Genomic DNA, 24502 nt, shown 5'->3' on the forward strand with positions numbered 1-24502 from the left:
GCCGTAACAAAAACCAAAACTACCGCAGCAAAGCCCAACGCCGTGACAAAGCTAAACCGCCGCGGCAAAAACCAAGCCCTCGCGGCTAAATTTAAGGATTGCAAAGATTGCGACGAACGATATTTTTAAAAACGGCTACCATAATTTTAAGCGTGTTTTACCCTTTCGGCCTCTATTTTTTACACGGCGGCGCGCGAGTCTGCTTGCTCGCGGCGATGAGCGCGCTATGGGGAGCGCGAGCTGTTTTTGAAAGTAAAGATCGCGCTATTAAGGGCGCGTGTGCGGCATTTTTTGCGCTGTGCGCCATATTCAGCGGCGGAGCGCTCGCGTATCTGTATCCGCTCATAATAAATTTCTCGCTCGCGGCGCTTTTCGCGCTCAGCCTAAGATCGACGCCTGCGATCACGCGCCTAGCGCTTTTGAAGCAGCCAGGTCTTAACGAGCACGTCCGCGCCTACACGCGCAAGCTAACCGAAGTTTGGCTCGGATTTTTCGTGCTAAACGGCCTGCTTAGCGCGGCGCTGCTGCTACCGCGAGATAAAATTTATTGGAGCGTTTATTGCGGCGCGATCTCATATGTCCTCATCGGCGCGCTGATCGGCGGCGAGATGATTTTTAGGAAATTTTATGTTAAAAAATTTGATTAATTCTTTGAAGCCTTACGAGCGCGAAATCCTTGCCGCGGCGGCTCTTGCGCGCGATTTGGCAAAAACTGGATGCAAGCAGAGCGAAGCGGCAAACTTAAAAAGCGCGGACAAACTCCAAAGCAGCGCGGCAAATGTAAATTTAAAAGATGCGAAAAATTCTAACAGAAGCGCAAATTTCAATGACGCGGAAAATTCTAGCGGCGGCACAGATACCGCGCGCGACCTGCAATCGGCGCAGACGCAAGAGCAAGAACGCGCGTCGATGATTGAAATTTACGGCGAGGATGCGGCGGAGTTTATTGCGTTTTTTTTCGGCGCGCTGATTGCGGGTTTTGCGCCGGTGCTGCTGCGAGAGCCAAAATTTAGCGGCAAATTTCATCTCGGCGGCGACGTGAAAATTCTAAATCTCGCCGCAGCACAAAATTTAGACGAATTCAGCCCTAATGATTTAGAAAAAATTTCGCCGCACGATACGGGAAAATCCGCGCTTAAAATTTCATCTAAAAACGCGCCGCAAAATCACGCGCCGTGCGAGCAAGAGGCTGTCTCTTTGCATCTACTGCGCGCCGATCAAAAATTTTATATCAAAACTTCGGGCTCGACGGGCGAGGCGAAAAATATCGAAAAAAGCCTGCGCGATATGGTTTTGGAGGCGGAATTTTTAGTAGAAAGATTCGGCCTTTGCGCAAGCGATCGATTTTTATCGGGCGTCTCGCACCAAAATATGTTTGGGCTTACTTTTAGCATCTTCGTGCCGCTGCTTTGCGGCTCACGCACGCAAAAAGGCGGCCTAAATTACCCTGAAATCATCCTCGCAGCCGATCTTGCGGGCGCCGTGCTGATCAGCTCGCCCACGGTGCTCGGCGCGCTGTGCGAACACGCAGATGCTGCAAACATAGCGCCTTTGAGCACCATTTTTAGCGCGGGTGCGCCGCTAAGTCCTGCGATCCGAGATAGATTGGCAGTGCTTAGCAATGCCCGCATCGTCGATATTTACGGCTCCAGCGAAACGGGCGTGATAGCTTGCAACGAGGGCGCGGGACTTAAGAAATTTGCTCCCGTTAGCGTGCAGATCCGCACGGATATCGATAGCTGCGGCACGACAAAACGCGAGGGCAAGCCCTTCGATCTCGCGGCAAGTTCTTGCGACAAAAATTCTACGGCAGAGCCTAAAACGCGCTGTGCGGACGGGCAAGACGCAAACCGCTCGGGCAAGCAGGCGTCTAAATTTAATGCAGACGTTAGCGATAAAACCGCGACCGATACAGAAAACAGCTCCGCACCGAACTCTGCGACCAAACACGACGATAAATTTACGCAAGAGGGCGAGCTTTGCGATAAATTTGGGGCAAAGCAGCCCACCGACAAATTTTTGCAAACGGGCGAGTTTACGATCAGCTCGCCTTGGTGTAAGAGCTTCGAAAGCCGCGATTTCGGCTATGTGCGCGCAGATGAGATCACGCTTTTGGGGCGCGGCGACCGCACCGTCAAAATCAACGAAAACCGCGTGAGCCTCGATCTGCTCGAAGCCAAGCTTCGCTCGCACGAATTTATCGGCGAATGCAGGATCGATCTGCACCCGCAGCGCGACCGCGCCGTAGCCCTTATCAAACTTAGCGAGCGCGGCGAGCAGGCATTTCGCGTAGGCGGCAAAAAGGGCGTCACGGACGAGCTGAAGGCCTTTTTGAAGCCCGAATTCGGCGCGATTTTGCGCTACTTCAAAATCGCAAGCAAGCTGCCTTTTAACGAGCAGGGCAAGCTAAGCAAAAAGGACTTTTTAAGCGCCCTGCAGCGCTACGAGGTGCCCGTTTTCGAGCAAAGCGCGGAGAATGAGTTTCGCGCGAAGGTGCGCGCTAGCGATTTTTATTTCGACGGACACTTTGCGCGATTTGCGCTAGTGCCCGCGTTTATGCAGCTTCGCTTCGTATTGATCTGTGCAAAAGCCCTCGGCTACGAGCTAGACGGCACGCAAAAGATAGAAAATTTAAAATTTACGAATTTCATCCGCCCCGGCGATGAAATTTTAATCAAAATCACCGAAGCAAGCGGCAAGCTCCGCTTTGAAATTTCAAACGACAAGGTCTGCGCCAGTGGAAGAATTTGCCTTTAAGCCCGCGTTTTTGCTGCCCTACTTCAACCACCCCGCGCGCATCGCCGAGCTCGTAAGCGCCCTGGCGCCCATCGCGCCCGTGCTGATCGTGGACGACGGTAGCGACGAAGCGAGCAAAAGCGCGCTAAAGGGGCTTGCGGCTCAAATTTACACCCGCGCGCAAAACGGCGGCAAAGGCGCTGCCGTGTGCGACGGGCTGGCGTGGGCGAAGGAGCTTGGATTTACGCACGCCTTTCAGATCGACGCAGACTTTCAGCACGACGTAAGCAGGTGCGGGGAGTTTTTGGCGCTTGCGGCGCAGCAGCCCACCGCGCTGATCTGCGCCGCGCCCGCGTATGACGAAAGCGCGCCCAAATCCCGCCTGCACGGACGCAAGATAATGAATTTTTGGTGCGTGGTAAATACCCTTTCGCACCGCATAAAAGACGCGATGTGCGGCTTCAGAATTTACCCGTTAGAGGGGATCGTGCCGCTTCTGTCCCGCACGAAAAGCCGCAGGATGGGCTTTGATGCCGAAATTTTAATCCTAGCCGCGCGGGCTGGGCTAGAGATAAAATGGCTCGATCTGGCGGTGCGCTACGAAGCAGGCGGAGTGAGCCACTTCGCGCCGTTTCGGGATAATTTCGGAATTTCGCTGATGCACGCGAGGCTATTTTGCGGGCTCCCGCTCTGGCTTGCAAAAAGGGCGCTTCGCCGCTTTAGCTCGCTTTTTGACGACGATGGCGGGCATAATGACGCGATAAGGCCGCGCAACATGATCGGTGCGGCGAAAAAGTACGATCGAGGCGCCGTAGAAAATAGCCGCGATATGGGGGCGCAAAATGATCTCGCCGCCGCACGAGAGCCGAAGGCTAAGAGCGCAGATAGCGGGCCTTCCGTGCAAAAAGGTGTAAAGAGCACTCCCGTCGCTGCAGAAGAAAGCCCTTATGCCGTAAAAGATCTCGATTCAGGCACGACGGAAAGCAGCCGCGACGAGAGGGGGCGAGAGGATACCAACACCGCGCAAAAACCCATAGCAAAGAGCGAGCGCGAAACGACCAGCAGCGGTACGCAGGCTAAGCACTGGAGCGAAAACAACGAAAAAGCGGGCGTGGCGCTTTTAAATTTAGCTCGCTTCGTCACGCTTTACACGCCTGATTTTTGCATGCGAGGCACCGCGCTTTGTATCTCGGCGATCTATTTTGCACTGCTTAAAAACGAACGGCGCGCAATCAGGGAGTTTTTGCGGCGCGCGCTTGATCGCGAGCCCAAGATCCGCGAAATTTACGCGAATTTTTATAAATTTTCCCTCAGTCTGTGTGAAAAAATCGCGGTTTGGAACGGCAAGATCGCGCTGGATCAAATTCGCGTGCAAAGCGGTATGAAGGAGCTTTTAAGCGACGGAACGGGCAAAATTTTAATCACTTCTCACTTCGGCAACACCGAGATCGCGCGCGCCCTTTCGGCAAGCACGGCGGGGATAAAAATCAACGTGCTGATCTTTCGCAAACACAGCGAAAATTTTATGAAATTTATCGAAAAAATGGGCGGCGGCGTGAAAATTCTATACGTCGGCGAGCTCGGCATCGGCGAGATGCTGCAAATCAAAGAGCTACTGCAAAACGGCGAGCATATCGCAGTGATGGGCGATCGTATGCCGGTGGGCTCAGATAAATTTCAAAGCGAGGATTTTTTAGGACGCAGCGCGAACTTCCCGATCGGCGGCTATCTGCTCGCCAAAATTTTAGACGCGCCGCTATTTAGCCTATGGTGCTACGAGGGGCGCAGCGGCCACGAGCTTCGGCTACAACCGCTGCCTGCGCCGCTAAAAAGCCGCGATAAGGCGCGATCTGTAGCGGCGCCGCTTAAAAGCTACGTGCGGCAGCTAGAGCTTTATGCCAAAGAATTTCCTTCTCAATGGTATAATTTCTTTGATTTTTGGGCGCAAGGAAAAGACGTGAGCGAGACGATGCGCGACGGCACCGTAAATTTCGGCGAGACGAGCACGGATACTGCGTCAAATTTAAATGGCGCAGCGGATTTAAACGACACGGCAAGTTCGAATGCCGCATCAAATTTAAAAAATGCGGCGGACTCGGATACTGCGCTAAATTTAGATAATTCAAATTTGAGCGCTGCAAAATCCGCATCGCAAGACGAAAAATTTCATAGCGGAGAGAGGAATGAAAGAGTATAAATTTCGCGCCAGATTTTACGACGCCGATCCGATGGGCGTGATGTGGCACGGCAACTACGTAAAGCTCTGCGAGGACGCTAGATGCGAGTTTTGGCGCGACGCAGGCTACACATATATGCAGATGAGAGATGATGGATTTATATATCCCATTATCAAAATGGAATTTAAATTTATCGCGCCGATACTTTTTGACGACGAGGTTGCGGTAAGCATCGAGCTGCTTGAGTGCGACACGATCATAAAATTTTCCTACCGCATCAAAAGCCCATCGGGCACGCTATTGGCCAAAGCTACCACGTCGCAAGCCGCAGTGGAGCTTGATTCCAAAAGGACGCTGTATGAGATACCGCCGCAGTTAAGGGCGTGCGCGGATAAAATTTTAGCAAAGAAAAATCCCGCGAGTAAAATTTCAATGGTAAATAAAATTTCAGCAGCAGATAAAATTTCATCGGCAAGCAAAGCCGCGTCCGAGCAAGACCGCTCTCAAAACGTCGCGGCAAATGAACTTTTGCCTAGCAATAACGAGCAGTGAAAATTTAGCGAGCATAAAAAATTTAAAGGACTACGATGAAAATTTTAGCTTTATTTTTAGCGATTTTAGGGCTTGCGGGCGCGCTTGAAGTAGGCGATCTGGCGCTTAAGACCGACAATATCGGCGGCAAATTTAGCGAAACGCTCAGCATCGAGGGCTTTGCCGAGCCCGTACGAAGTAGCGGTGAGTTTAGGATCAAAGGCGGCGAGCTGTTTTGGACGACGCTAGAGCCGGTGCGAAGCGAGCTAAAAATCGGCGCGGACGGCGTCTTTGAGCGCAGCGGCGAAGCGTGGGTCAAAAGCGCCGATTCGCTTTTTGACAAGGACACCTTTTTGGCGATCTCGCGCCTGGACGTAGCGCGACTTAGCAAAAATTTCTCGATCGCGCTAAGCGGCAGCAAAGATGCGTGGCGTGCCGAGCTAAGCCCCAAGGGGATGCTGCAAAATATCTTTAAAAATATCGTGATCGAGGGCGGCGCCTACGTCAGGGTGCTGCGGATCAGCAGCGCTAACGGCGACGTGAGCGAAAACGTATTTTCGGACGTCGTGAGCTTAGATGAGTAAGAGCGCGATCCTAGCGGCATTCGGCGCGGTTTTCATCGCGCTTTGCGCCTTTATAACGTTAAATTTAAACCGCGTAAATTCCGATTTTTACAAGCTGAGCGGCATCGAAATTTCGGGCGAGCAGAAACAAAGCGTCGAGGATTTCAACCGCGAGATCGCAAGGCAAATCATCGTCGCAAGCGCAGAGAGAGCGAGCTTTGACGCGTTCATTGCAGATATGCAAAAAAGCGGGCTTTTTGAGAGCATAATCTACGAGGTCAAGGATGCGAGCGTGTATCAGAGCGAGCTTGCGCGCTTTGCGCCCGCGATGCTCGATGATGCGAGCGTGGAGCTTTTAAAAAGCGATCCGCAGGCCTTTTTTGAGCGTAGCGCGCGTGAGATTTATTCAAAATTTCGTCCGCTTAGCCTCTCGCAGGACTTTTTCTCGCTTAGCCTTCACTCGCGCCTCAGCTCTCGCGGCGCGATCAAGCTCGATCCTGCACAGAACCGCTTCATCGCGACCATTGACGGCGCGCCGCACTACCTCGCTACGGCCAAACTCGCTCCGAAAGCAAACGACGACGCGCTTAGCGCGCTGGTGCGCGAGGCGCAAAAGAGCGAAATTTTAATCTCCGGCACCGCCCTTTTTAGCGCATTAGGCAAGAGCGCGGGCGTGCGCGAAAGCTCCATCGCGGGCGCCGTTTCGCTTAGCCTGTGCGCGGCGCTGCTGCTGGCGGCATTTTCGCGCGCACGGATCTTCTGCCTGCTGCTGCCCGCGCTTTTCGGGCTTGCCTGCGGCGTAGCGGCTACGATGGCGATCCGCGGCTCGATCCACATCCTAAGCGCCGTGGTTTCGACGAGCCTAATCGGGCTGATGTTGGATTACGCGGTGCACTGGCTCGGCACAAATATCGCGCGCAAAATCGAGGCTCGCTCGATAAAAAGCATGCGAAACATCCTGCTTCTAGGGTTTTTCATCACGGCTGGAGGCTACTTCGTATTTTTATTCAGCCCGTTTTTTTTGCTAAAAGAGATCGCGATCTTTGCCATAGCCGCACTTGTGGGGGCGTTTTGTTTTAGCTACTTCGCCCTGCCGCTACTTCTTGAAGGAGCGGAATTTCGCCCTGCCCCGCTCTTTGCAAAAGCTCTTGAGCTCTACGCAAAGGCGCTTTGCAAGGTAAACCTAAGCCTAAAAGCGCTCGCCATCGTTTGCGCGGCGTTGCTTGCGTTTTTGTATTTTAAAATGGAGCTTAAGGACGACGTCAGTGAATACGCGAGCCTGGATAAAAACCTTATCGCGATGAGCGCCAAGCTCGCAAGCATCGGAGGCTCGAGCTTTGATCTGATCGTGGGCAACGATGCGGGCGCAGTAGCCAAAGAGGCCGTAGCGCGCAGTCTTGCGGACTCATACACCGGCGCGCCGATTTTGGATCCAGCTACGCAGAGCTTTATCAAGCAGGCCTTTGCAAACTACGATAGAAGCGCATTTTTACGTCTCGGGCTTAGCCGCGAGCTCGTGGACGCAAACTTTGCCAAGATCGCGGATGCGCCTATTTTAAGCTACGAGCAAGCTAGAAGCTCCGTTCTTTTTGCCGCGATGCCGAGCATCGATCCGCATATCGCTTTTTTGCGCGGCGTGCGCGATAAGGCAGCCGTAAGCGAGCTTGCCGCGCAGATGGGCGCGCTACATCTAAATATGCGAAGCGCCATAAGCGAGGCGTTTTCGCAGATCAAAATCAACGCCTTGTATCTAAAATGCGCCGCGTACGCCCTTGCCCTCGCGCTGCTGTGGGCGTTTTTCGGCGCGCGGACGGCGTGGCTGATCGTCATCTGTGTTTTTGCGACAAATTTGGCCGTACTTGCCCTGCTTAGCGCATTCGGCGTGAGCGTGAATATTTTTGCGATCTTTGCGCTGATCCTATCAGGCGCCGTAGGAATAGACTATATGATCTTTGCAAACAACGATAAGATGGCGCTTAGCGATAAAATTTTCGGCATCACGCTCGCGTCTTTAACCAGCATAATCTCTTTTTTTACGCTCGCTTTCAGCTCCACCAAGGCCGTGGCGCTGTTTGGGCTCTGCGTCAGCCTCAATATCGCGCTAGCGGCGATCTTAGCGCAAGTTTTGGCGGCAAGTAAGAAAAGCCAATCAAGCGAGAGCCAAATAACTGAAAGCACCGGATAGACGCTATTTGCGTCGCTTGCAGATAAAATTTTATAAAAGAGCGCGCCGTAAATTTACGTAGCCGCGGCGAATGAAAATTTAGCCTAGCGCGCCGCGAGGTAAAATTTAACTGATTAGCGCGAAATAAAATTTTAGATAAAATTTCAGCCAAGCAAGCTGCGAGCTTAAATTTAAAAAGCAAAATTGCAAGATGAAATTTTAAAAGCAGATCTTCGGTGCAGCGTCTCGCGGCGCGCTATTAAATTTGAACCTTTGCGGCGCGTTATTAAATTTAAACCCGTGCGCCCTACGCGTCGCTTTTGCCCGCTTTTATCATCTTTATAAATTCCTTTGCGAGCTTGGAGGGTTTTTTATACACGACCGAAAACGACACGTCCAAAAGCGGCTCATCTGCGACGTCAAAGAGCGTGATGTAGTCCTTCTGCGTCTCAAAAATGTACCGCGCAAAGCTGAAACTCACGCAAAGCCCCGCCGCAACCATCGCGTTAGCCACGTACAGATAGGAGGTGTCGCAGAAAATTTGAGGCGTAAAGCCGGCGTTTTCAAAGATCTTTTTGAAGTTCGATTCGCTTTTTAAAATTTTACTGCTAATTGCAAATTTATCGGATTTAAACTCGCTAAGTGCGATCTTGGGGTATTTATCGGTAGAATTTATACTCGCTCGCGAAACGGCAGGATGAGAGGAGCAGACGCTTAGAAGTAACCTGCGCCTTTTTATAAACTCGCACTCAAGCCCCTCCGCAGAAAGCTCGCCGAAATGCGAGGCATAGACGATGTCAAGCTCGCCGCTTTTTAGCATCTCGATGAGCGCAGGCTCGGAGTGAGCGTGCAAGACCCTGATATCGGCTTTGGAAAACCTGCTATAAAACATCGCGATGATCTTTTCGATAAATTTAAAGCTAGTCGAGGTCGCGCCGATAACGAGTTTGCCCGTTTTGATCGACGAAAGCCCGCGTATTTCGTTATTTAGCTCCTTATTGAGCCTAAGCATATTTTTCGCTCTGGCGATGTAAATTTCGCCCGCATAGGTAAGTTCAAGCCCATTTTTTCTATCGAAAATTTCGATCCCGAGCTCCTTTTCTAAAAGCATAATGCTCTTTGAAAGCGACGGCTGCGCGATTCCAAGCTCGCTCGCCGCTTTTGTAAAGCTTTTAAGCTCCGAAATTTTTACCGCAAATTCCATATGTCGCAGGCTCATTTTTTGCCCCTTCGGTTGAAATTTTATAGCCTTTAGCTATTAAATTATATACCAAATAACATTTGACTTACATAAAGATTTAATATAAAATTACGACATTAATCTTTAAGGTTAAAAAATCTCTAAGTAAAGGGGCAAATATGCAGAGACGCGACATACTGAAAATGGGTATGGTAGGAGCCGGCGCACTTGCGCTTGGCGCGGTGAATGCGCAAGCAAGCGCAGTGGACGCAAAGGACGTCAAATTTGACGAGGAGTGGGATGTAATCATCATCGGCAGCGGCTTTGCGGGGCTTGCGGCGGGCTTAAAAGCAGCCGAAAAGGGCAACAAAGTCTTGATTCTCGAAAAGATGGGTCGTATCGGCGGAAACTCCGTCATCAACGGCGGCGGCATGAGCGTGCCGATGAACCCCGTGCAGGAAAAAACGGGCGTTAAAGACAGCAAAGAGCTATTTATGAACGACTGCCTAAAGGCGGGCCTTGGCATCAACCACCCTGAGCTTTTAAGCACCCTAGCCGATCGCGGCTTGGATGCGTTTAAATTCCTCGTAGATAGCGGCGTGCAATTTAAGATGGATCACTGCGCCCACTTCGGCGGACACAGCGTCGCGCGCTCGATGCTAACTACAAATGATAGCGGCTCTGGCTACATCCAGCCGATGCTTGAAAAATTTGAAGCGCTAAAAGATAAGGGCTGCGAGCTTCGCCGCCGCGCAAAATTTGACGATTTCGTAATGGACGGAGATCGCGTAGCGGGCGTCGTGATCCGCGAGGAGTATAAATTTGATCCGAATCTCTACAGCGACGATCTTGAAAACACGAGCGGTACAAAAAAGACGCTCAAAGCCAAAAAGGGCGTAGTGCTCGCAGCGGGCGGATTTTGCCGCGATAAAATTTTCCGCAAGCTTCAAGATCCGCGCATCCCTGATGACGTCGATAGTACAAATCACGCGGGAGCTACCGCGGGCGTGCTGCTAAAAGCCTTTGAGATCGGTGCGTATCCGGTGCAGGTCGATTGGATCCAGTTCGGTCCGTGGGCAAGCCCTGATGAGAAGGGCTTCGGCACTGCTCCGATCCTAACTCAGCAAGGCACCTTTAAATACGGCATCGCCGTGGACGTTCGCAACGGCAAGCGTTTTATGAACGAGCTTGCAGATCGCAAGACTCGTGCGGATGCGGAATTTAAAATTTTACGCGAGGATCCAAAAGCCTATCCGATAACCTTCGCCGATACCAAAATGGCGTTTAAAGACCTAAGCGAAGAGATTATTTCTAAAGGCATGGCAAGTGGTAAACTCGTGGGTGAATGCGCGAGCCTAGATGAGATCGCTAGTAAATACGGCGTGCCTGCGGATGCGCTAAAGCAGAGCGTCAAAAAATACAATGAAGGCGTCAAGGCTAAAAAAGATGAGTTCGGCAAACAAGAAAGCGCGCTTAGCGAGATCAACGAAGCGGGACCTTTCTACGTCATCCGCCTCTCGCCGAAACCTCACCACACGATGGGCGGTCTAAAGATCAACACCAAAGCCGAAGTCTTATCATCTAAGACGAATAAACCGATCCCAGGCCTCTGGGCTGCAGGCGAGATCACCGGCGGAACTCACGGCGCGAGCCGCTTAGGCACCGTCGCGATCACCGACTGCATAGTTTTCGGAATGATCGCAGGCGAGCAAATCGCTTAGCTAGGTCTGAGCGCAAGCTCTTTAAAGCCTTGCCAGTAGCGAAAGCGGGTCGGCAAGGCAGTTTTCTAAAAGGTTGTAAATGAAAAATTTCAGTTTTACGGCGCTGTTTCTGTGCTGTATCATCGCGACTTTGTTCGGCGCGCCGTCTGCCAACGACGCCAACGCCACGACAATAGTCGTTTCGGATGAGCTTAGAGCAAAGCACAAACTAAAGCCGCACCACGAGCATTTGGCGTTTGACTGCGTCGATTGCCACGTAAATCAAGGAAGCGATCCGTCTAAATTTAAAAGTATCGGCGACAAGGGCTGTATCAGCTGCCACGGCGACAAAAAGCAGCTCGCTTTGAGGCTAAAATTTATGGATACGCTCAAGGCTAATCCGCATAACTCCGTCCACGACGGTCCTACGCTATACTGCGACGAATGCCACAACGAGCACAAGGCATCTACGAATATGTGTACCGAATGCCACGAGCACGAAGTGCCGCAATGGATGGGGGTGACGCCATGAGAATTTCTAAAAAATTACTAGCGCTTATCATCTTAATAAGCGGTATTATAGGGTTTTTCGTCGTCGTGCCGGTGCATTACGCGCTTGAGAAAACAAGCACCGATAAATTCTGCGACGTCTGCCACGAGATGGATCCGATGGTGATCGCCTATCAAGATGATGTCCACTCGGGCAAGGGCAAAACGGGCGTCAAAGCCAAATGCGTCGACTGCCACCTGCCGCACGACAACATCGTAAAATACGTCTATCAAAAAGCCAAAAACGGCGTGTTGGAGGGCTACTCGCACTTCTTCGACGAGCCTGAAAAATACGACTGGAATAAAAGGCGCGAAAACCGCGAGCACTATGTGTTTGACAACGGCTGCACAAGCTGCCACGCCACCGTGATCGACAGCAAGATCACCTCCGAGCAAGCGCAGCGCATGCACGCGCACTACAAAAAGCTCTTAGGCACCGAGCGAGAACTCAAATGCGCGAGCTGCCACGTAAGCGCGGGCCACGGCATCGGGCTTCGCAACTACCTAGAGTACTGGCGACCGACGTATAAAATTTACGAAAAGAAGATGATGCAGGAAAAGATCAAAGCAAAGAAGGAATTTTTCGGCGACGAGTATAAACCGAGCGCCGAAGAGCAGGCGTTTATGGATGCTTCTAGCGCGAAGAAATAACGCTTTGAGATTATAGGCGTTCAATTCACGCCTCAATTCATGCTCCGCCGCGGGTTAAATTTAAAGCTCAAATTTAGGGCTTCGATTTAATCTGCGGCGGCTTAAATTTAGCGGGGTCAAATTTTATCCCGCTTGATCCGACGAGCAAAATTTTATCCTTTCCCATCTTTTTTCGCTTTCGGATGAGCTTTAAAATTTATCTAAATTTAAAATTTCATCGAAAGAAGCCGTGCAAAAATCATCGCTTTTTTTGATATCTTAGCGCCGTATACTAGGGCGCAGCCAACGCCTGCTATATGAAGGGCTTAAAGACAAACATCAGTTTGCCGATGTCAGATATACAGTGCGCTTATTCTACGAAATGCTGCTGAAATTTTACTAGATTAAATAGCTGCGTTAAATTTAATAGTAAGGCTTTATAATTTTAAAATTTAGCGGAGCGGATCGGCAAATTTAAAATTCCGTCTCCCTGAAATTTCGCCGAATCTATCATTAAATTTATCGTCTAAATTTCGTCCTTGCTTCATTAAATTTAAGAGTCCGTGTAAATTTAGAGAGTTTAGATTAAAGCATTTATCAAGCGCGAGCCCGCTTGATAATGCAGATGAGAAAGAGTAAATTTTTCGGGTTTAAACGCTCTTTTTTGCGTCATATACGAGGCAAAATAATACGGATGAGAAAGAGCGGAAAATACTCCGCTCTTTAAAGCTTTAGTTGCCGCTTAGATCAAATTTATACGCAGCTTGCAACCATATCTCGTTCTCGTCGAACTTCCTATTTACGCCGCTAGCGTAGTGGTCGCTCCTCTCAAGCGCAGTGTAGGTTACGCCCAAGCTTAGCCCCTTAACGGCCTTAGGAGCGTAGTTTGCCGTTACCGCCCAGCCCTCTACGTCCATGCTGGTGCCGACCTTTTGGCCCGCAGCCCCGCTAGCATTGATATTATTCGTGCCACCTACTCTGTCCTGATCGCCTTTTACGTAGTGTAGCGCAGTTTTGAAGCCATCTAGGCCAATAGCGCCGAAGTCGTAATCAAGCACGATCTTGTGCGTATCCATACCCGCATATCCCGTGAAGACGAACGGACCTCTAATAGGCAGCGCGGTGTATGATCCCGGGCCATTGCCGACGCCCAAAATAACGGCATCGTCATCGCTAACGGTCGTATAGGCATACGATAGACCGAATCCGAAAAACTCGCTAACCGAGACTCTTGCGCCGAACATATCGCCGTCAAGCCTTCTTGACTCCAGCCCTCCGTCCACGCGCGAGCTTTTGTAGTTAAGATCAAATCCTAGCTTTAAAACCTCGCCTACCGGCACTTTTATATTTGCCTCGGCAAGATACAAGCTAACGTCGCCGTCTTTTAATGCGTTAGCGGGTTTTACGTCCGTTACCGCTGCGTAAGCGCCGGTTAAAGTAGTATAAGGCAAGGATTTATTTTGAACGTATGCGGAGAAGATATTTTCAAATTTTACGGCGATAGGACCCGTCATATTACCCAAAATCACCCTATCTTTAAACAAAGGAGCTTTTCCTTCGCCTGCAGGAGCGCCCATAGCGGTTTTGCTCCTTCCTTGGAATTTATAAAACCATCCGCCCCACAAGGTAGTATCGGAGATATCTTTATTAGATATCGCCACGCCCTCGAAAGCTTCTTTAAACGCCCTCGTATAGTTGCCCGCAACGAGCGGAGTAACGACATATTGTCTTCCTGCTTTTATATCAGTATTTCCTATGCCGTATCCTAGGTATAATTCCGATAATACCGCACCTTTAGTATACCACTCCTTATCGTAGGCGATCTTATTGCTTGAGCCTACGTGATACGGCATCAACCAGCCTTGCCCGGTAAGCCCTATTCTAAAGCCGTAAAGAGGATCGGTGACATATCCAAGTTCAAGACCCACGCCGAATGCCTCGTAGTCGCTATCGCCCGTAGCGGTTTCGCCTCTATTATCTACGGTTTTATTGGCGTAAGTGGTCTTTACCGTTCCGCCAAACTTACCGTTAGTGATCGCCTCAGCTACGCTATCCGCCGCGCTTAGCGAGGATACCGCACATGCGCAAACCGCCGCAGCTAAACTTAGTTTGATTAGTTTCATTCGAAATCTCCTTTCATAAAGATTTATAAATATTTATAAAATGAATTATATCAAACAATCTCGCTGTTTGCGATAAAAAAGGGGAAAATTTAAAATAAAATTACGCAACTTTGTAAAGATTAAATTAATGAATAGTGAAATTTATCGCCCGATTTATGATTTCATGCTTTGGCGAAAATTTTTGGCTTGCGCCCCAACCTCGACTCGCGAATAAAAGCGATCGAAACCTCAAAATTTCTAAAACGTCAAACCGAGCCGCCGGATAAAATTTTTACTGAAATCAGAGAGTGAAATTCCGCCGCTTTTAAATTTTAAAATTTAAAAAGCTCGTGAAGTTTGCCTGCAGAAATTTCTCTTTAAATTTAAAACGCGGCTACATAGATATATGCAGCCGCGCGGAATGTTGCTAGCGGATCGAAGCCTTAAATTTAGATAATCTTATAGAGCCTTTGCGATCAGCTCGTTTACGTTTTTGATAAACTCGCTCGGGTTTTCCAGCTCCTGCCCCTCGCTAAGGCGCGCCAGATCGTAGATTATTTCAGACACTTGCGGCAGCATCAGTTTATCGGCCTGCAGCTTTTTGATGATCTCGTGATCTGCGTTGATCTCCAAAATCGGCTTTATTGGCGGCAGATTGCGGCCTCCCATCTGCTTAAGCAGCTGCTGCGTCGCAAAATCAGGATCGTTCTCGTCAAAAACAAGGCAGGAAAGCGAGCCGCTTAGACGCGATGAAATTTTAACGTCTTTGACGCGTTCGCCTAAAATTTCTTTGATCTTTGCGGCGATCTCTTTGGCTTGCGGCGTCGCAGCGTCGTCGCTCGAAGCCTCTTGCTTGATCGAAGTCGCGTTTTTTACAGGCGTTTTATCAAACTCAAAAACGCCAGGCATCACGATCGTATCGATCTCATCATCGCAGAGTAGCACCTCCGTACCCTCGGCGTTAAATTTTTCGATCAGAGGCGAGCTTTTAAGCATCGCGGCGCTGTTTCCCGCGATATAATAGATCTCTTTTTGCTCCGCGCCCATTTTTTCCTTATACTCGCTAAGCGTGATGAGTCCGTCTCGCAGGTTCGATTTGAAAAGACAAAGCTTTAAAATTTCCTCTTTGTTTGCGCCGAAGCCGTAAAGCCCCTCTTTCAGAACTTTGCCGAATAATTCGTAAAATTTTATGTATTTTTCGCGATCGCTTCGCAAAAGCTTTTCCAGCTCGGATAGAATTTTTTTCACGCTCTGTTCGCGGACGTAGGCTAGAATTCGATTTTCTTGTAAAATTTCGCGGCTTACGTTTAGCGGCAGATCCTCGACGTCCATTATGCCGCGTACGAAGCGCAGGTAGCTAGGCAGCAGCTCCTTAGCGTCGTCGGTGATAAAAACGCGCTTGACGTAGAGCTTCACGCCGCTTTGATAATCGACGCGGTATAGATCGAAAGGCTCGCTGCTCGGCACGTAAAAAAGCGTCGTGTATTCGTGCGTGCCCTCGGCCTTAGTGTGGATGTAAAACAGCGGATCGCCGCTGTCGTGGCTGATCTGCTTGTAAAATTCATTGTAATCGCTCGGTTTTAGGCTGCTTTTCGGCAGCTGCCAAAGCGCGCTCGCGCGGTTGATCTGGACGTTTTTAACCTCGCTATGTCCCTGCTCGCCCTCTTTTTGCGCGGGTACGTATTCTTCTTTATCCATGAAGATCGGATAGGGGATGTGATTGGAGTATTTTTTGATAATGCCTTCGAGCCTATAGCCGTCCAAAAACTCCTCATCTTTCATATGCAGGATTATCGTCGTGCCGAAGTCCTCTTTTTGTGCCTTTTCGATCGCGTAGTTGCTCGCGTCGCTGCTCCATTTATAGCCGTCCTGCGAGAGCGGCTTGCGGCTGATAACATCGATATGATCTGCTACCATAAACGCCGAATAAAACCCGACGCCGAACTGCCCGATGAGGTTGCTGTCCTTCGCCGCATCGCCGCTAAGGCTTGCCATAAAGCCCTTAGTGCCGCTGCGCGCGATGGTGCCTAGATTGCTCTCAAGCTCGGCTTCGTCCATACCGATGCCGTTGTCGCCGATGCTTAGCGTTTTGGCCTCCTTGTCGATCTTTATATCGATGCGCGGCACATACGAAAGCGCCTTGTAATCGTCGTTCGTAAGGCTTAGGTAGTTTAATTTATCCAGCGCGTCGCTTGCATTTGAGATAAGCTCGCGCAGGAAAATCTCCTTGTTTGAATAAAGCGAATGGATCATCAAATTTAGCAGATCATTCACTTCGGTCTTAAATTTTTTCTTTGCCATTATGCGGTCCTTTTTAAAAATTTTGGCAGATTATATCATGGAGTGCTAATCTTGTCAAGAGTAGAATAAATAAACTTGATATGAATACTATCAAGTTTTGGAAATTTACGCGCGCCCGAAGTATATGAAATTTAAACCCGGCTGTGGATTATACAGCGAGAACTAATCCGAATTTAACGGCGCATCTGCGCTAAATTTACAAATTCTTTTTAGTCGTCGTTTTTTGAAAATTTCAAAATAAGATGATATAATTCACCCAGCTTCGATGCGATTTTGATGATAAAACCGGGTGTTTGACTAAAACAAAATTTATCTAGCAAAAAGGATTTCATTTGAATAACGAAGAAATCATACAACGCATAAATGAGCTGAGAAAAAAGCGGGGCAAAAATTTAAAAAGCCCAAGTGAAACTGTCTGCGAAACGGATGTTAATGCAGATATGGATACGGACGCTGCCGCAAATTTGACCGAAAAATCAGACGCAGGTTCGGCAGTAAATTTAAGCCAAAAACCGAGCTCTAAGCCCTCCGTCGCTACCGCAAGAGATAAACAATCGATCAAAGACGCAGATCTCCGCACTCCGCACAAAAATCGCTCTATGCCGACAATACTCCCTCTCGTCATCGTATGTATAGTCGCGGTCTTTATAGCGATAAAAGCGCCTTTTCGCACAGAAATTTTGAACGAAACCCGAATTCCCATCAATCAAGCAAACGAAGACGCGAATAAAAATCCTAAAGAAATTTCTATTCGCACCAAAGATGGCACTTTAAAAATGAAAAATCCCGTAAGATTTCGCGAAGATTGTGACGGCGGAGACGGCGATGCCTGCGCCGTACTTTCGAGCCTTCTGCTACTAAATGGCGAAATTTCGCAAGAAGGCGCCAAAGATCTGCTTAAAAAAGGCTGCTACGAGCTTAGCGGCGGCGAAAGCTGCACGAGACTCGCAGGCTACGAGGATAGAGATTCTCAAGAGGGCAGAAATCTGTATAAAAAAGCATGCAAGCTCGGCAATGGCGAGGGCTGCTTTATGTTCGGTTACGTCGCGTATTTTGATGATGACGACAAAGAAGCGGGTACGCGATACTTTGAGCGATCGTGTGAGTTGCGATTTGCGGAGGCGTGCTATTTTCTAGTGGGAATTTATTCAAATGATCCGGCAAAATCGCAAAGATATCAGGCTCTGTTTGAAAAATATCAACAAGAAAACGACGATGCGATAATCAGCTTTAGGCGCAGATAATTTTACGGCTTAATGCACTTTTGCGCATTGCGTTTGCGGATTTAAATTTGCGCAAATCAAAAAAACGTCCGTCGCCTGCAAGCATGTAAATTTCAAATTTTTACTCAAACCGAAGCGCCGCGTAAAATTTACGCAAACGCAAAAGTCAAATTTAATCGGTTTATAAATTTAAAGCCTCGTGCAGAGGTCGCCTCAAATTTACGCAAGCGCGCCTGTGCTCTTTTAAATTTTACTCATCACATCGTCGATTATCGCTTGTGCGCCGTTTCGATCAGCAAGCTCAAGCAGTCCTTTGCTCGCTCGCGCCACGTCGAAGCTCTCAATCAAGCCCAAGATCCGCTCGCTGCTCGCATCCTCTTGACGTAAAATTTCGCAAAGTCCGCGCTCTTTAAGAAATTTCGCATTGTAAAACTGATGATCCGCCGCCGCGAACGGAAATGGCACGAATATCGCAGGCAGGCCGTTTGCGCAGAGTTCCCACAGCGTGCTGGCACCGCTGCGTCCGACGCAAAGATCGGCGCTTGCGATGAGCTCGTGCATGTTTTTGCAAAAGCCCACGAGCTGTACGTCAAGACCCTGCTGCGCGTAAATCTGCGAGATGCGCTCAAACTCGCGCTCGCCGCACTGATGGATCACGCCGTAGCCGAGGCTCAAAAGCTTAGGCGAAAGCCCCACGGCAAGCGAGTTAATAAAGCTCGCTCCCTGCGAGCCGCCCAAAAAGATGACCCTCTTAAGCGCCGTGCGCGGCCGCGCCGTCTCGAAAAAAATATCCGCGATCGGATAAGCAAACGCGGGCTTTTCATAGGAGCTGTAAAACATGCGCGCAAAGGGCCTCAGCAGGCGGTTGAGCCTCCCACAAACGGCGTTTTGCTCGTGTATAAAAAACGGCACGCGAGAAAGGATCGCCGCGATGGATGCGGGCGCCGAGCTGTATCCGCCCACGCTGATGAGCGCGCGGGCGCCGTTTTGCTTTAAAATTTTACGCGCCGCAAGCGAAAGGCGCAGGATATTTAGCAGCGAGGCTAGCTTGGCAAAGCCCTTTTTATCAACGACGCCCGAGCTTTGCAAAAAATAGGTGCGCGCGAAAAGCTCGCTATCTTCAAACCACGCGCGATCCTGCCCGCGGTTTGAGCCAATGAAGATCGTCTCGGTGCCCTGCTTCGCAAGATGGGCGACTAAATTTTTAGCGATTATCAGATGCCCGCCGGTGCCGCCGCCGCTGATTGCTATGACCATACTTTTCCTTTAAATTTATAAAATTTCGCACTTAAATTTAAGCCTCGGCGCGCTTCGGCGCAGAATTTCAAACGCAAAATTCGCCTCTAAATTTACGCCTAAATTTAAATCGCACTCGCCCAAAGCCTGTAAAAGCCTTAAAATTTAGCTCTTTTCGACGCCATCAAAACGAGCCCCACCGCAAACGAAGCCGCGAGCAGGTGGCTGCCGCCGTAGCTTAGAAACGGCACGGCGATGCCCTTAACCGGCGAGATCGACGTGATGCCGTAGGAGTTGATGATGAACGAAAAGAAAAACATAAAGCCGATACCCAGGCAGAAGAGGAAATTTACGTTACTCGGCGACTTACTCGCCGTCTGAAAGATGCGAAATAGCATCGCATAAAATAGCGCCACGATGAGCAAAATCCCGACAAATCCCCACTCCTCGGCGATGCCTGCGAGCACGAAGTCGGTATGTACCTCGCTTAGATAGCCGAGCTTAAAGCTTCCCAGCCCAAGCCCCTGCCCGAAAAACTCGCCGTTGTTTATCGCATTTAGCGAGTGTCCGACCTGATACGGCGCGCTAGCGTCCTCTATACGCAGCCCGGCAGCTGTCTCCGGCGACATAAACGACAGTACGAAATCCTGCACGCCGCCCCACCACGAGCGCACGCGATCTACCCTGTGCGCGCTCGTGACGATAAAAACGTAAGCAAGTCCCAAAATCCCCATAAAGCTAAAGCCGATGAGCTTGAAGCTAGTGCCCGCGAAAAGCGACATAAAAATCATCGTAAGCCCCAGCACCGCGACCTGCCCCAGATCGTTTTGCACGATAGCGACCAGGATCACCACAAAGCCGAAAAGCGCTACGTAAGGAAGTAGCGTCGCGATCTCGCGCCCGATGCTTTTTTTGGAGTGATCGAGTTTGCGCGAGAAGCTCCACGCCAAAAAGTAGATAAAGCCCACCTTGAAAAATTCCACCGGCGCGAGGTTAAAAAACGGCAGCCTGATCCAGCGCGCCGCACCGTTTACGTCGGCGACCAAGGACTTGGGCAAAAAGCCCATCGCGAGCATCAAAATCCCCATTATCGCAAAAAGCGACATACACACCGGCGTTAGGCATTTATCGGGGTTGGCGCGCGAGACAATCCACATCACCGAGATGCACGCGATCCCCACCGCGCACTGACGATAAAAAAAATGCAGTGGCGTAGCGCCCAGCAAAAGCACCGTATATGAGCTCAACGACAGCGAAAATATCATGCCGATCGTAATGAGCGCGCAGGTGAAGTAGTATAGCCATTTATCGGTTCTCAATCGTCTCTCCGTTTTAAAATTTATTCGCATTTACGCGCGCCGTGCACGCTTCGTCCGCCGCACGAGGCTCAAACCTCGCATCGCGCCCGTGCCGCACGGCGCCGATCGTGGCACTGCCTTTTAAAAAGCATACGGCACGACCACGTATTATTGTCTTTTGGCACGCAGCACGATCGTGCGTCTTTGGCGCACGGCGCACATTCTATTTTCGCACATAAGGCGGCTTTGCGGTGCATGCTGCAGGATAGTACGCCACAAGGTACGATCTCTCGTTATCCCGTAAGACGCGTATTGCCTACGCTCTATTCTAACATATCGCGACGACTTTCGACGCACGCTGCAGATAGAGCGCCGCAAAACACAATCCACGCCGCTTTTTAAGCGTGCATTTTACTCTCGCGTATCGCGCAGCCTTTCGACACGCTACCACGCCGTAGAGCGCAACCTCGCACTATCTTTTAATACACAGGCGGGTGCATTCTACTCTAGCAGGCGTATTGCGGCGACTTTCGGCGCGCGATACAAGGTCACAAACCGCAACCACGCAAAATCGTACACGAATAGCGCGTGGTAGTTGCAAAATTTTACGCCGCAACATCATTGCAAACGCGCTCGCGTGCCGATCGATTTTCAGCGCTCGGACGATGTAAAACGCGCCGCATCTTATAATACAGCCACACTGAAAAATGCAACTTGGCTACAAAAACGCGTTTGTACTTGCAGTCGGTGCAAAATTTCGTTTTAAATTTATTTGCCGCTACGGCGCAAATTTCATTAAATTTATGCGCACAGCGATAAATTCTGTTCTAGAATTTTACGTCGCAGAGCATTTGTAAGCACTCGCTCGCAAAACATACCGCAAATGCAGTTGCACTACGAAACACGCCCGACAAAACACCGCGCGCCAAACAGCTTGTCGCGCGGCTTGCTACACAACGGTTTTTGGCGTGCGACACGGGTACTCGCGCTGCAAATCAGCCGCTGCGAACGACTGCGATACTCCGCTACTAGCCTTCAGCGCGCGACCAACTTCTCACTCATATACTCGCGCGCCGCAAGCCAAGCCTGCGGCAACTTCTCCTGCTTGTGCAGTCGCAAGACACTTCATATCGGCGCGGCGTGATTTAAAATTCAGGTCCGTTGCGGCAAATTTTAAAATTTCAAAATTCCAAAACCCTAAAAAAGCGAAATTTTAAATTCTGCAGGGCTCTATAAATTTATAAAATTTAAAATCGCAAAATTTTTAGCGCTCAATCTTTAAATTTTAAACCCCGCCCTGTTTCTACTCCGCTTGCACTCTAAAATTTCACGCCGCGATTAAAATTTGGCGCCAAGAACACAGCTCGCAATTAAACTACACCTTATAAATTTAGACAGCGAACACGCCACAAATGCAAGCTGCAAAACGCGCTGTTTGCACCGCGCTACATCCATCTTTAAAGCGCCGCCGCACCGCAAAGAACTTTGACACATCCTCGCATCCGTATAAACCGTCCGCCTTGTTGCAGCCACAGAAGCACAAGCACAAGCTGCAGAACGCGCAAATTTTAAAATTTAAAATCCGCCATGCAGATCAAAAAATTTTAAAATTCCATCGCTTCAAATCCGATAAATTTTAAAATTTTACCGATGCAGATCGATTAAATTTTAAAATTCCGACGCCGTAAGTCTAATAAATTTTAAAATTTCGCCGCTTAAATTTTATCGAAATTTTAAAGCTCATTTGATTATGTCGCGCTGACCTTTGGCGTTGATCTCGCTTAAAACGCCCATCTGCTCGAGCTGCTCGATGATCGTCGCGGCGCGGTTGTATCCGATGCGCAAGCGGCGCTGCAGGTAGCTGATCGAGGTCTTCTCCTCCTCCAAAACAATCGCCTTCGCCTCGTCATAAAGCTCGTCAAGCACGATATTTTGCGGATTGATTATGCCGCCTTCTTGCTTGGCGCCCTCGTTTTCGATCAAAAATCTCTCGTCATAAACGACGCTTTCTTGCGCCTTTAAAAATTCCGCGATCTTGTTGATCTCATTCTCGGTCGTAAACGGCGCGTGCAGACGGATGAGTCCCGGCGCGGTAGGCGGCGTAAAGAGCATATCGCCTCGCCCAAGCAGGCTGTCTGCGCCCATCTGATCCAAAATCACCTTGCTATCGACCTTCGAGCCCACTCGGAAGCTGATGCGGCTAGGTAGATTCGCCTTTATCAGCCCCGTGACGACGTCCACGCTAGGGCGCTGCGTCGCTACGATGAGATGGATGCCGCTGGCACGCGCCATCTGCGCCAGACGCGCGATGTAATGCTCTACGTCCTTGCCGCTCGTCATCATCAGATCCGCGAGTTCGTCGATGATAACGACGATGTAAGGCAAAATTTCGCCCCCCTCGCGCAGCATCTTTTCGTTGTAGTTGTCGATATTTTTCGTCCTGTTTTGTGCCATGAGCGAATAGCGCTGCTCCATCTCTGAAACGAGGTTGCTTAGCGCGATGATCGCCTGCTTAGGCTGCGTGATTACGGGCGTTAGCAGGTGCGGGATGTCGTTGTAGATGCTAAACTCGAGCATCTTCGGATCAATCATTATGAGACGCAGGCTTTTGGGTGAGTTGCGATACAAAAGGCTAAGCAGCATGGCGTTGATGCCCACGCTCTTGCCGCTTCCGGTGGTGCCTGCGATGAGAAGGTGCGGCAGCTTCTTAAGATCAGTGACGAAGGGCTGGCCCACGATGTCCTTGCCAAGCACGATGGTAAGCGGGCTGGAGGCACTTTTAAACACGTCGCTTTCTAAAATTTCGCGCAGATAGATCGTATCGATATTTTGATTAGGGATCTCGATACCCACGACATCTTTGCCAGGAACCGGCGCCTGGATGCGGATGGTCTGCGCCCTAAGAGCCATCGCCAGATCGTCTTGCAGCGTTAGAATTTTACTTACCTTAATGTGCGCGGCGGGGCGAAACTCAAATGTCGTAACGACCGGGCCCGAATAAGTCCGCACCACGTCGCCGTCGATCTTAAATTTACGCAGTTTATCGAGCAGGTCGTAAATTTTACGATCGATCTCGCTCTCGTCGATGCTACTTTTCTTTTTCGGCGGCAGGTTTAAAAAATCAAGCGGCGGCAGCTTAAAATCCTTGGGCTTAGCCACCCTGCCCTTGTCGAGCTGATCCAAAAGCCTTTTGTTTTCGGCGACCTCGCTTAGGCGCTCGACCCTTTTTAGTCTGCTCGGCTTTCCCTTTTGCGGTATTTTAAGCTCGCGTTCAGCGGAAGCCTGCGGACCCTGCGCGTCACCGAAATTCTGCTTATTCTCGGGCTCGCGAGCATCGTTTAAATTTTGTAAATTTTGCTCGCCTTCAAAACCACATCCGCTTGCACCCTGCTCCGCAAAACCGCTCTGTCTCGCCGAACTGTCCTCTGTGCTCAAAGCGTTAAAATTTTCCGCACCTCTCAAGCTCTGCGCAGACGAATACCTTGCGAGCCCGCCTCTTTGTACCGCATCTGCGTCGCTAGCAAAATCGTCTCCAATTTCATCCTGCGAGCTTTCATCTCTTGAGCCAATAAAGCAGTTTTTGATGATGTCGGTAAAACGGTCTTCAAATATGAGCACTAGCGAAAGCACAAAAATCGTAATATTAAAAATCCACACGCCGACGCTTCCGATCATTCGCCTAAGCCCGTCCACCGCGAAGCTACCGACTGCTCCGCCGCTAGCGCCGAAGAGACTCGACTGCACCATCAAAATGGTAAAAAACAGCAAAATCGCGCCAATGCTAAACTCAAAAAATCTAAAGTCAAAACCGCGAAAATGCTTATAGGCTACGTATGCTAAGGCGAGCAAAAATAGCGGATAGATGTATGCAAAATAGCCGAATAGCTGGGTATTAAATGAGCGGATGGCATTGCCGGCGCTGCCTACAAGCGCGGAATCGGGCGCAATAGTAGCAAGCCCAAAAAATATTATGATAGCCGATATGACGATAAAATATACTTCTTTGATTATGATAGATCCTTAAATTTAAAGCGGTATTTTAGCCAAACGAAGGTTAAAATTTTATTTGAAGGATGAAATTTTAATGCTTTGATAAAATTCCGCGCCCTCAC

At 49.8% G+C, this 24502-nt stretch carries 17 protein-coding genes; 11 read left to right on the forward strand and 6 right to left on the reverse strand.

Translation table 11 applies throughout. The features are described 5' to 3' along the window. Nucleotides 1–107: 107 nt before the first annotated feature. The 6 genes from Q0393_RS09410 to Q0393_RS09435 are packed head-to-tail and all read left to right on the forward strand — an operon-like array spanning nt 108 to nt 8192. Nucleotides 108–647, forward strand: a complete 540-nt coding sequence (locus Q0393_RS09410) for a DNA gyrase subunit B (RefSeq protein WP_298979738.1) — start codon at nt 108–110, stop codon at nt 645–647. Further along, the gene (locus Q0393_RS09415; RefSeq protein WP_298979740.1) at nt 628–2757 is read left to right on the forward strand and encodes an AMP-binding protein; all 2130 of its coding nucleotides are present in this window, start codon (nt 628–630) and stop codon (nt 2755–2757) included. Before Q0393_RS09410 ends, Q0393_RS09415 begins: the two co-directional genes overlap by 20 nt. Beyond that, a complete protein-coding gene (locus tag Q0393_RS09420; RefSeq protein ID WP_298979742.1) occupies nt 2738–4933 on the forward strand; it encodes a glycosyltransferase in 2196 nt (731 codons plus the stop codon). Before Q0393_RS09415 ends, Q0393_RS09420 begins: the two co-directional genes overlap by 20 nt. Continuing rightward, the gene (locus tag Q0393_RS09425; protein ID WP_298979744.1) at nt 4920–5465 is read left to right on the forward strand and encodes a thioesterase family protein; all 546 of its coding nucleotides are present in this window, start codon (nt 4920–4922) and stop codon (nt 5463–5465) included. The genes Q0393_RS09420 and Q0393_RS09425 overlap by 14 nt, the downstream gene beginning before the upstream one ends. 35 nt (nt 5466–5500) lie before the next feature. After that, the gene (locus Q0393_RS09430) at nt 5501–6028 is read left to right on the forward strand and encodes an outer membrane lipoprotein carrier protein LolA (RefSeq protein ID WP_298705875.1); all 528 of its coding nucleotides are present in this window, start codon (nt 5501–5503) and stop codon (nt 6026–6028) included. Then, nucleotides 6021–8192 carry a hypothetical protein gene (locus Q0393_RS09435; protein WP_298979745.1) on the forward strand — a complete coding sequence of 724 codons (2172 nt, stop codon included), beginning with the start codon at nt 6021–6023 and terminating at the stop codon, nt 8190–8192. The genes Q0393_RS09430 and Q0393_RS09435 overlap by 8 nt, the downstream gene beginning before the upstream one ends. Nucleotides 8193–8478: 286 nt before the next feature. On the opposite strand, the gene Q0393_RS09440 is transcribed toward Q0393_RS09435, so the two are convergent. Further along, the gene (locus tag Q0393_RS09440) at nt 8479–9390 is read right to left on the reverse strand and encodes a LysR family transcriptional regulator (RefSeq protein WP_298979746.1); all 912 of its coding nucleotides are present in this window, start codon (nt 9388–9390) and stop codon (nt 8479–8481) included. A 140-nt stretch (nt 9391–9530) separates the two neighbouring features. On the opposite strand from Q0393_RS09440, the gene Q0393_RS09445 reads away from it, so the two are divergent. From Q0393_RS09445 to Q0393_RS09455, 3 genes are all read left to right on the forward strand, one after another. Next, on the forward strand, nt 9531–11072 hold the full coding sequence (locus Q0393_RS09445) for a flavocytochrome c (RefSeq protein WP_298979748.1): 1542 nt from the start codon (nt 9531–9533) through the stop codon (nt 11070–11072). A gap of 79 nt (nt 11073–11151) precedes the next feature. Further along, nucleotides 11152–11583: a cytochrome c3 family protein gene (locus Q0393_RS09450; protein WP_297995816.1), complete on the forward strand. Its 432-nt coding sequence runs from the start codon at nt 11152–11154 to the stop codon at nt 11581–11583. Next, a complete protein-coding gene (locus tag Q0393_RS09455; protein WP_298979797.1) occupies nt 11580–12251 on the forward strand; it encodes a NapC/NirT family cytochrome c in 672 nt (223 codons plus the stop codon). Before Q0393_RS09450 ends, Q0393_RS09455 begins: the two co-directional genes overlap by 4 nt. Nucleotides 12252–12961: 710 nt before the next feature. Here the strand turns inward: Q0393_RS09455 and Q0393_RS09460 are convergent. Together Q0393_RS09460 and htpG are read right to left on the reverse strand one after the other, a co-directional pair. After that, nucleotides 12962–14353: an OprD family outer membrane porin gene (locus tag Q0393_RS09460; RefSeq protein ID WP_298979750.1), complete on the reverse strand. Its 1392-nt coding sequence runs from the start codon at nt 14351–14353 to the stop codon at nt 12962–12964. Nucleotides 14354–14791: 438 nt separating this feature from the next. Further along, nucleotides 14792–16633 carry a molecular chaperone HtpG gene (gene htpG, locus Q0393_RS09465; RefSeq protein WP_298979751.1) on the reverse strand — a complete coding sequence of 614 codons (1842 nt, stop codon included), beginning with the start codon at nt 16631–16633 and terminating at the stop codon, nt 14792–14794. 332 nt (nt 16634–16965) lie between these two features. Here htpG and Q0393_RS09470 point away from each other — a divergent pair, with 332 nt between their 5' ends. Further along, on the forward strand, nt 16966–17877 hold the full coding sequence (locus tag Q0393_RS09470) for a hypothetical protein (protein WP_298979752.1): 912 nt from the start codon (nt 16966–16968) through the stop codon (nt 17875–17877). 222 nt (nt 17878–18099) lie between these two features. On the opposite strand, the gene Q0393_RS09475 is transcribed toward Q0393_RS09470, so the two are convergent. Beyond that, the gene (locus Q0393_RS09475) at nt 18100–19113 is read right to left on the reverse strand and encodes a UDP-N-acetylglucosamine--N-acetylmuramyl-(pentapeptide) pyrophosphoryl-undecaprenol N-acetylglucosamine transferase (RefSeq protein WP_298979754.1); all 1014 of its coding nucleotides are present in this window, start codon (nt 19111–19113) and stop codon (nt 18100–18102) included. Between the two features lie 137 nt (nt 19114–19250). Next, nucleotides 19251–20411, reverse strand: a complete 1161-nt coding sequence (locus tag Q0393_RS09480) for an FtsW/RodA/SpoVE family cell cycle protein (protein ID WP_298979756.1) — start codon at nt 20409–20411, stop codon at nt 19251–19253. A gap of 862 nt (nt 20412–21273) precedes the next feature. Here Q0393_RS09480 and Q0393_RS09485 point away from each other — a divergent pair. After that, entirely contained in the window at nt 21274–21534 is a 261-nt protein-coding gene (locus tag Q0393_RS09485) for a hypothetical protein (protein ID WP_298979757.1), read from the forward strand. A gap of 596 nt (nt 21535–22130) precedes the next feature. Here the strand turns inward: Q0393_RS09485 and Q0393_RS09490 are convergent. Beyond that, entirely contained in the window at nt 22131–24362 is a 2232-nt protein-coding gene (locus Q0393_RS09490; protein ID WP_298979799.1) for a DNA translocase FtsK, read from the reverse strand. Between the last annotated feature and the right edge of the window lie 140 nt (nt 24363–24502).

Origin of the sequence: uncultured Campylobacter sp. (assembly GCF_938015785.1) — a bacterium.
Lineage (GTDB): Bacteria > Campylobacterota > Campylobacteria > Campylobacterales > Campylobacteraceae > Campylobacter_B.

What these genes read in the sequence shown, in the direction of transcription:
- Q0393_RS09435 (WP_298979745.1), top strand. Translation starts at nt 6,021, where the DNA reads ATGAGTAAGAGCGCGATCCTAGCGGCATTCGGCGCGGTTTTCATCGCG.
- htpG (WP_298979751.1), bottom strand. Translation starts at nt 16,633, where the DNA reads ATGGCAAAGAAAAAATTTAAGACCGAAGTGAATGATCTGCTAAATTTG.
- Q0393_RS09425 (WP_298979744.1), top strand. Translation starts at nt 4,920, where the DNA reads ATGAAAGAGTATAAATTTCGCGCCAGATTTTACGACGCCGATCCGATG.
- Q0393_RS09485 (WP_298979757.1), top strand. Translation starts at nt 21,274, where the DNA reads ATGCAGTTGCACTACGAAACACGCCCGACAAAACACCGCGCGCCAAAC.
- Q0393_RS09440 (WP_298979746.1), bottom strand. Translation starts at nt 9,390, where the DNA reads ATGAGCCTGCGACATATGGAATTTGCGGTAAAAATTTCGGAGCTTAAA.
- Q0393_RS09450 (WP_297995816.1), top strand. Translation starts at nt 11,152, where the DNA reads ATGAAAAATTTCAGTTTTACGGCGCTGTTTCTGTGCTGTATCATCGCG.
- Q0393_RS09415 (WP_298979740.1), top strand. Translation starts at nt 628, where the DNA reads ATGTTAAAAAATTTGATTAATTCTTTGAAGCCTTACGAGCGCGAAATC.
- Q0393_RS09460 (WP_298979750.1), bottom strand. Translation starts at nt 14,353, where the DNA reads ATGAAACTAATCAAACTAAGTTTAGCTGCGGCGGTTTGCGCATGTGCG.
- Q0393_RS09475 (WP_298979754.1), bottom strand. Translation starts at nt 19,113, where the DNA reads ATGGTCATAGCAATCAGCGGCGGCGGCACCGGCGGGCATCTGATAATC.
- Q0393_RS09445 (WP_298979748.1), top strand. Translation starts at nt 9,531, where the DNA reads ATGCAGAGACGCGACATACTGAAAATGGGTATGGTAGGAGCCGGCGCA.
- Q0393_RS09430 (WP_298705875.1), top strand. Translation starts at nt 5,501, where the DNA reads ATGAAAATTTTAGCTTTATTTTTAGCGATTTTAGGGCTTGCGGGCGCG.
- Q0393_RS09455 (WP_298979797.1), top strand. Translation starts at nt 11,580, where the DNA reads ATGAGAATTTCTAAAAAATTACTAGCGCTTATCATCTTAATAAGCGGT.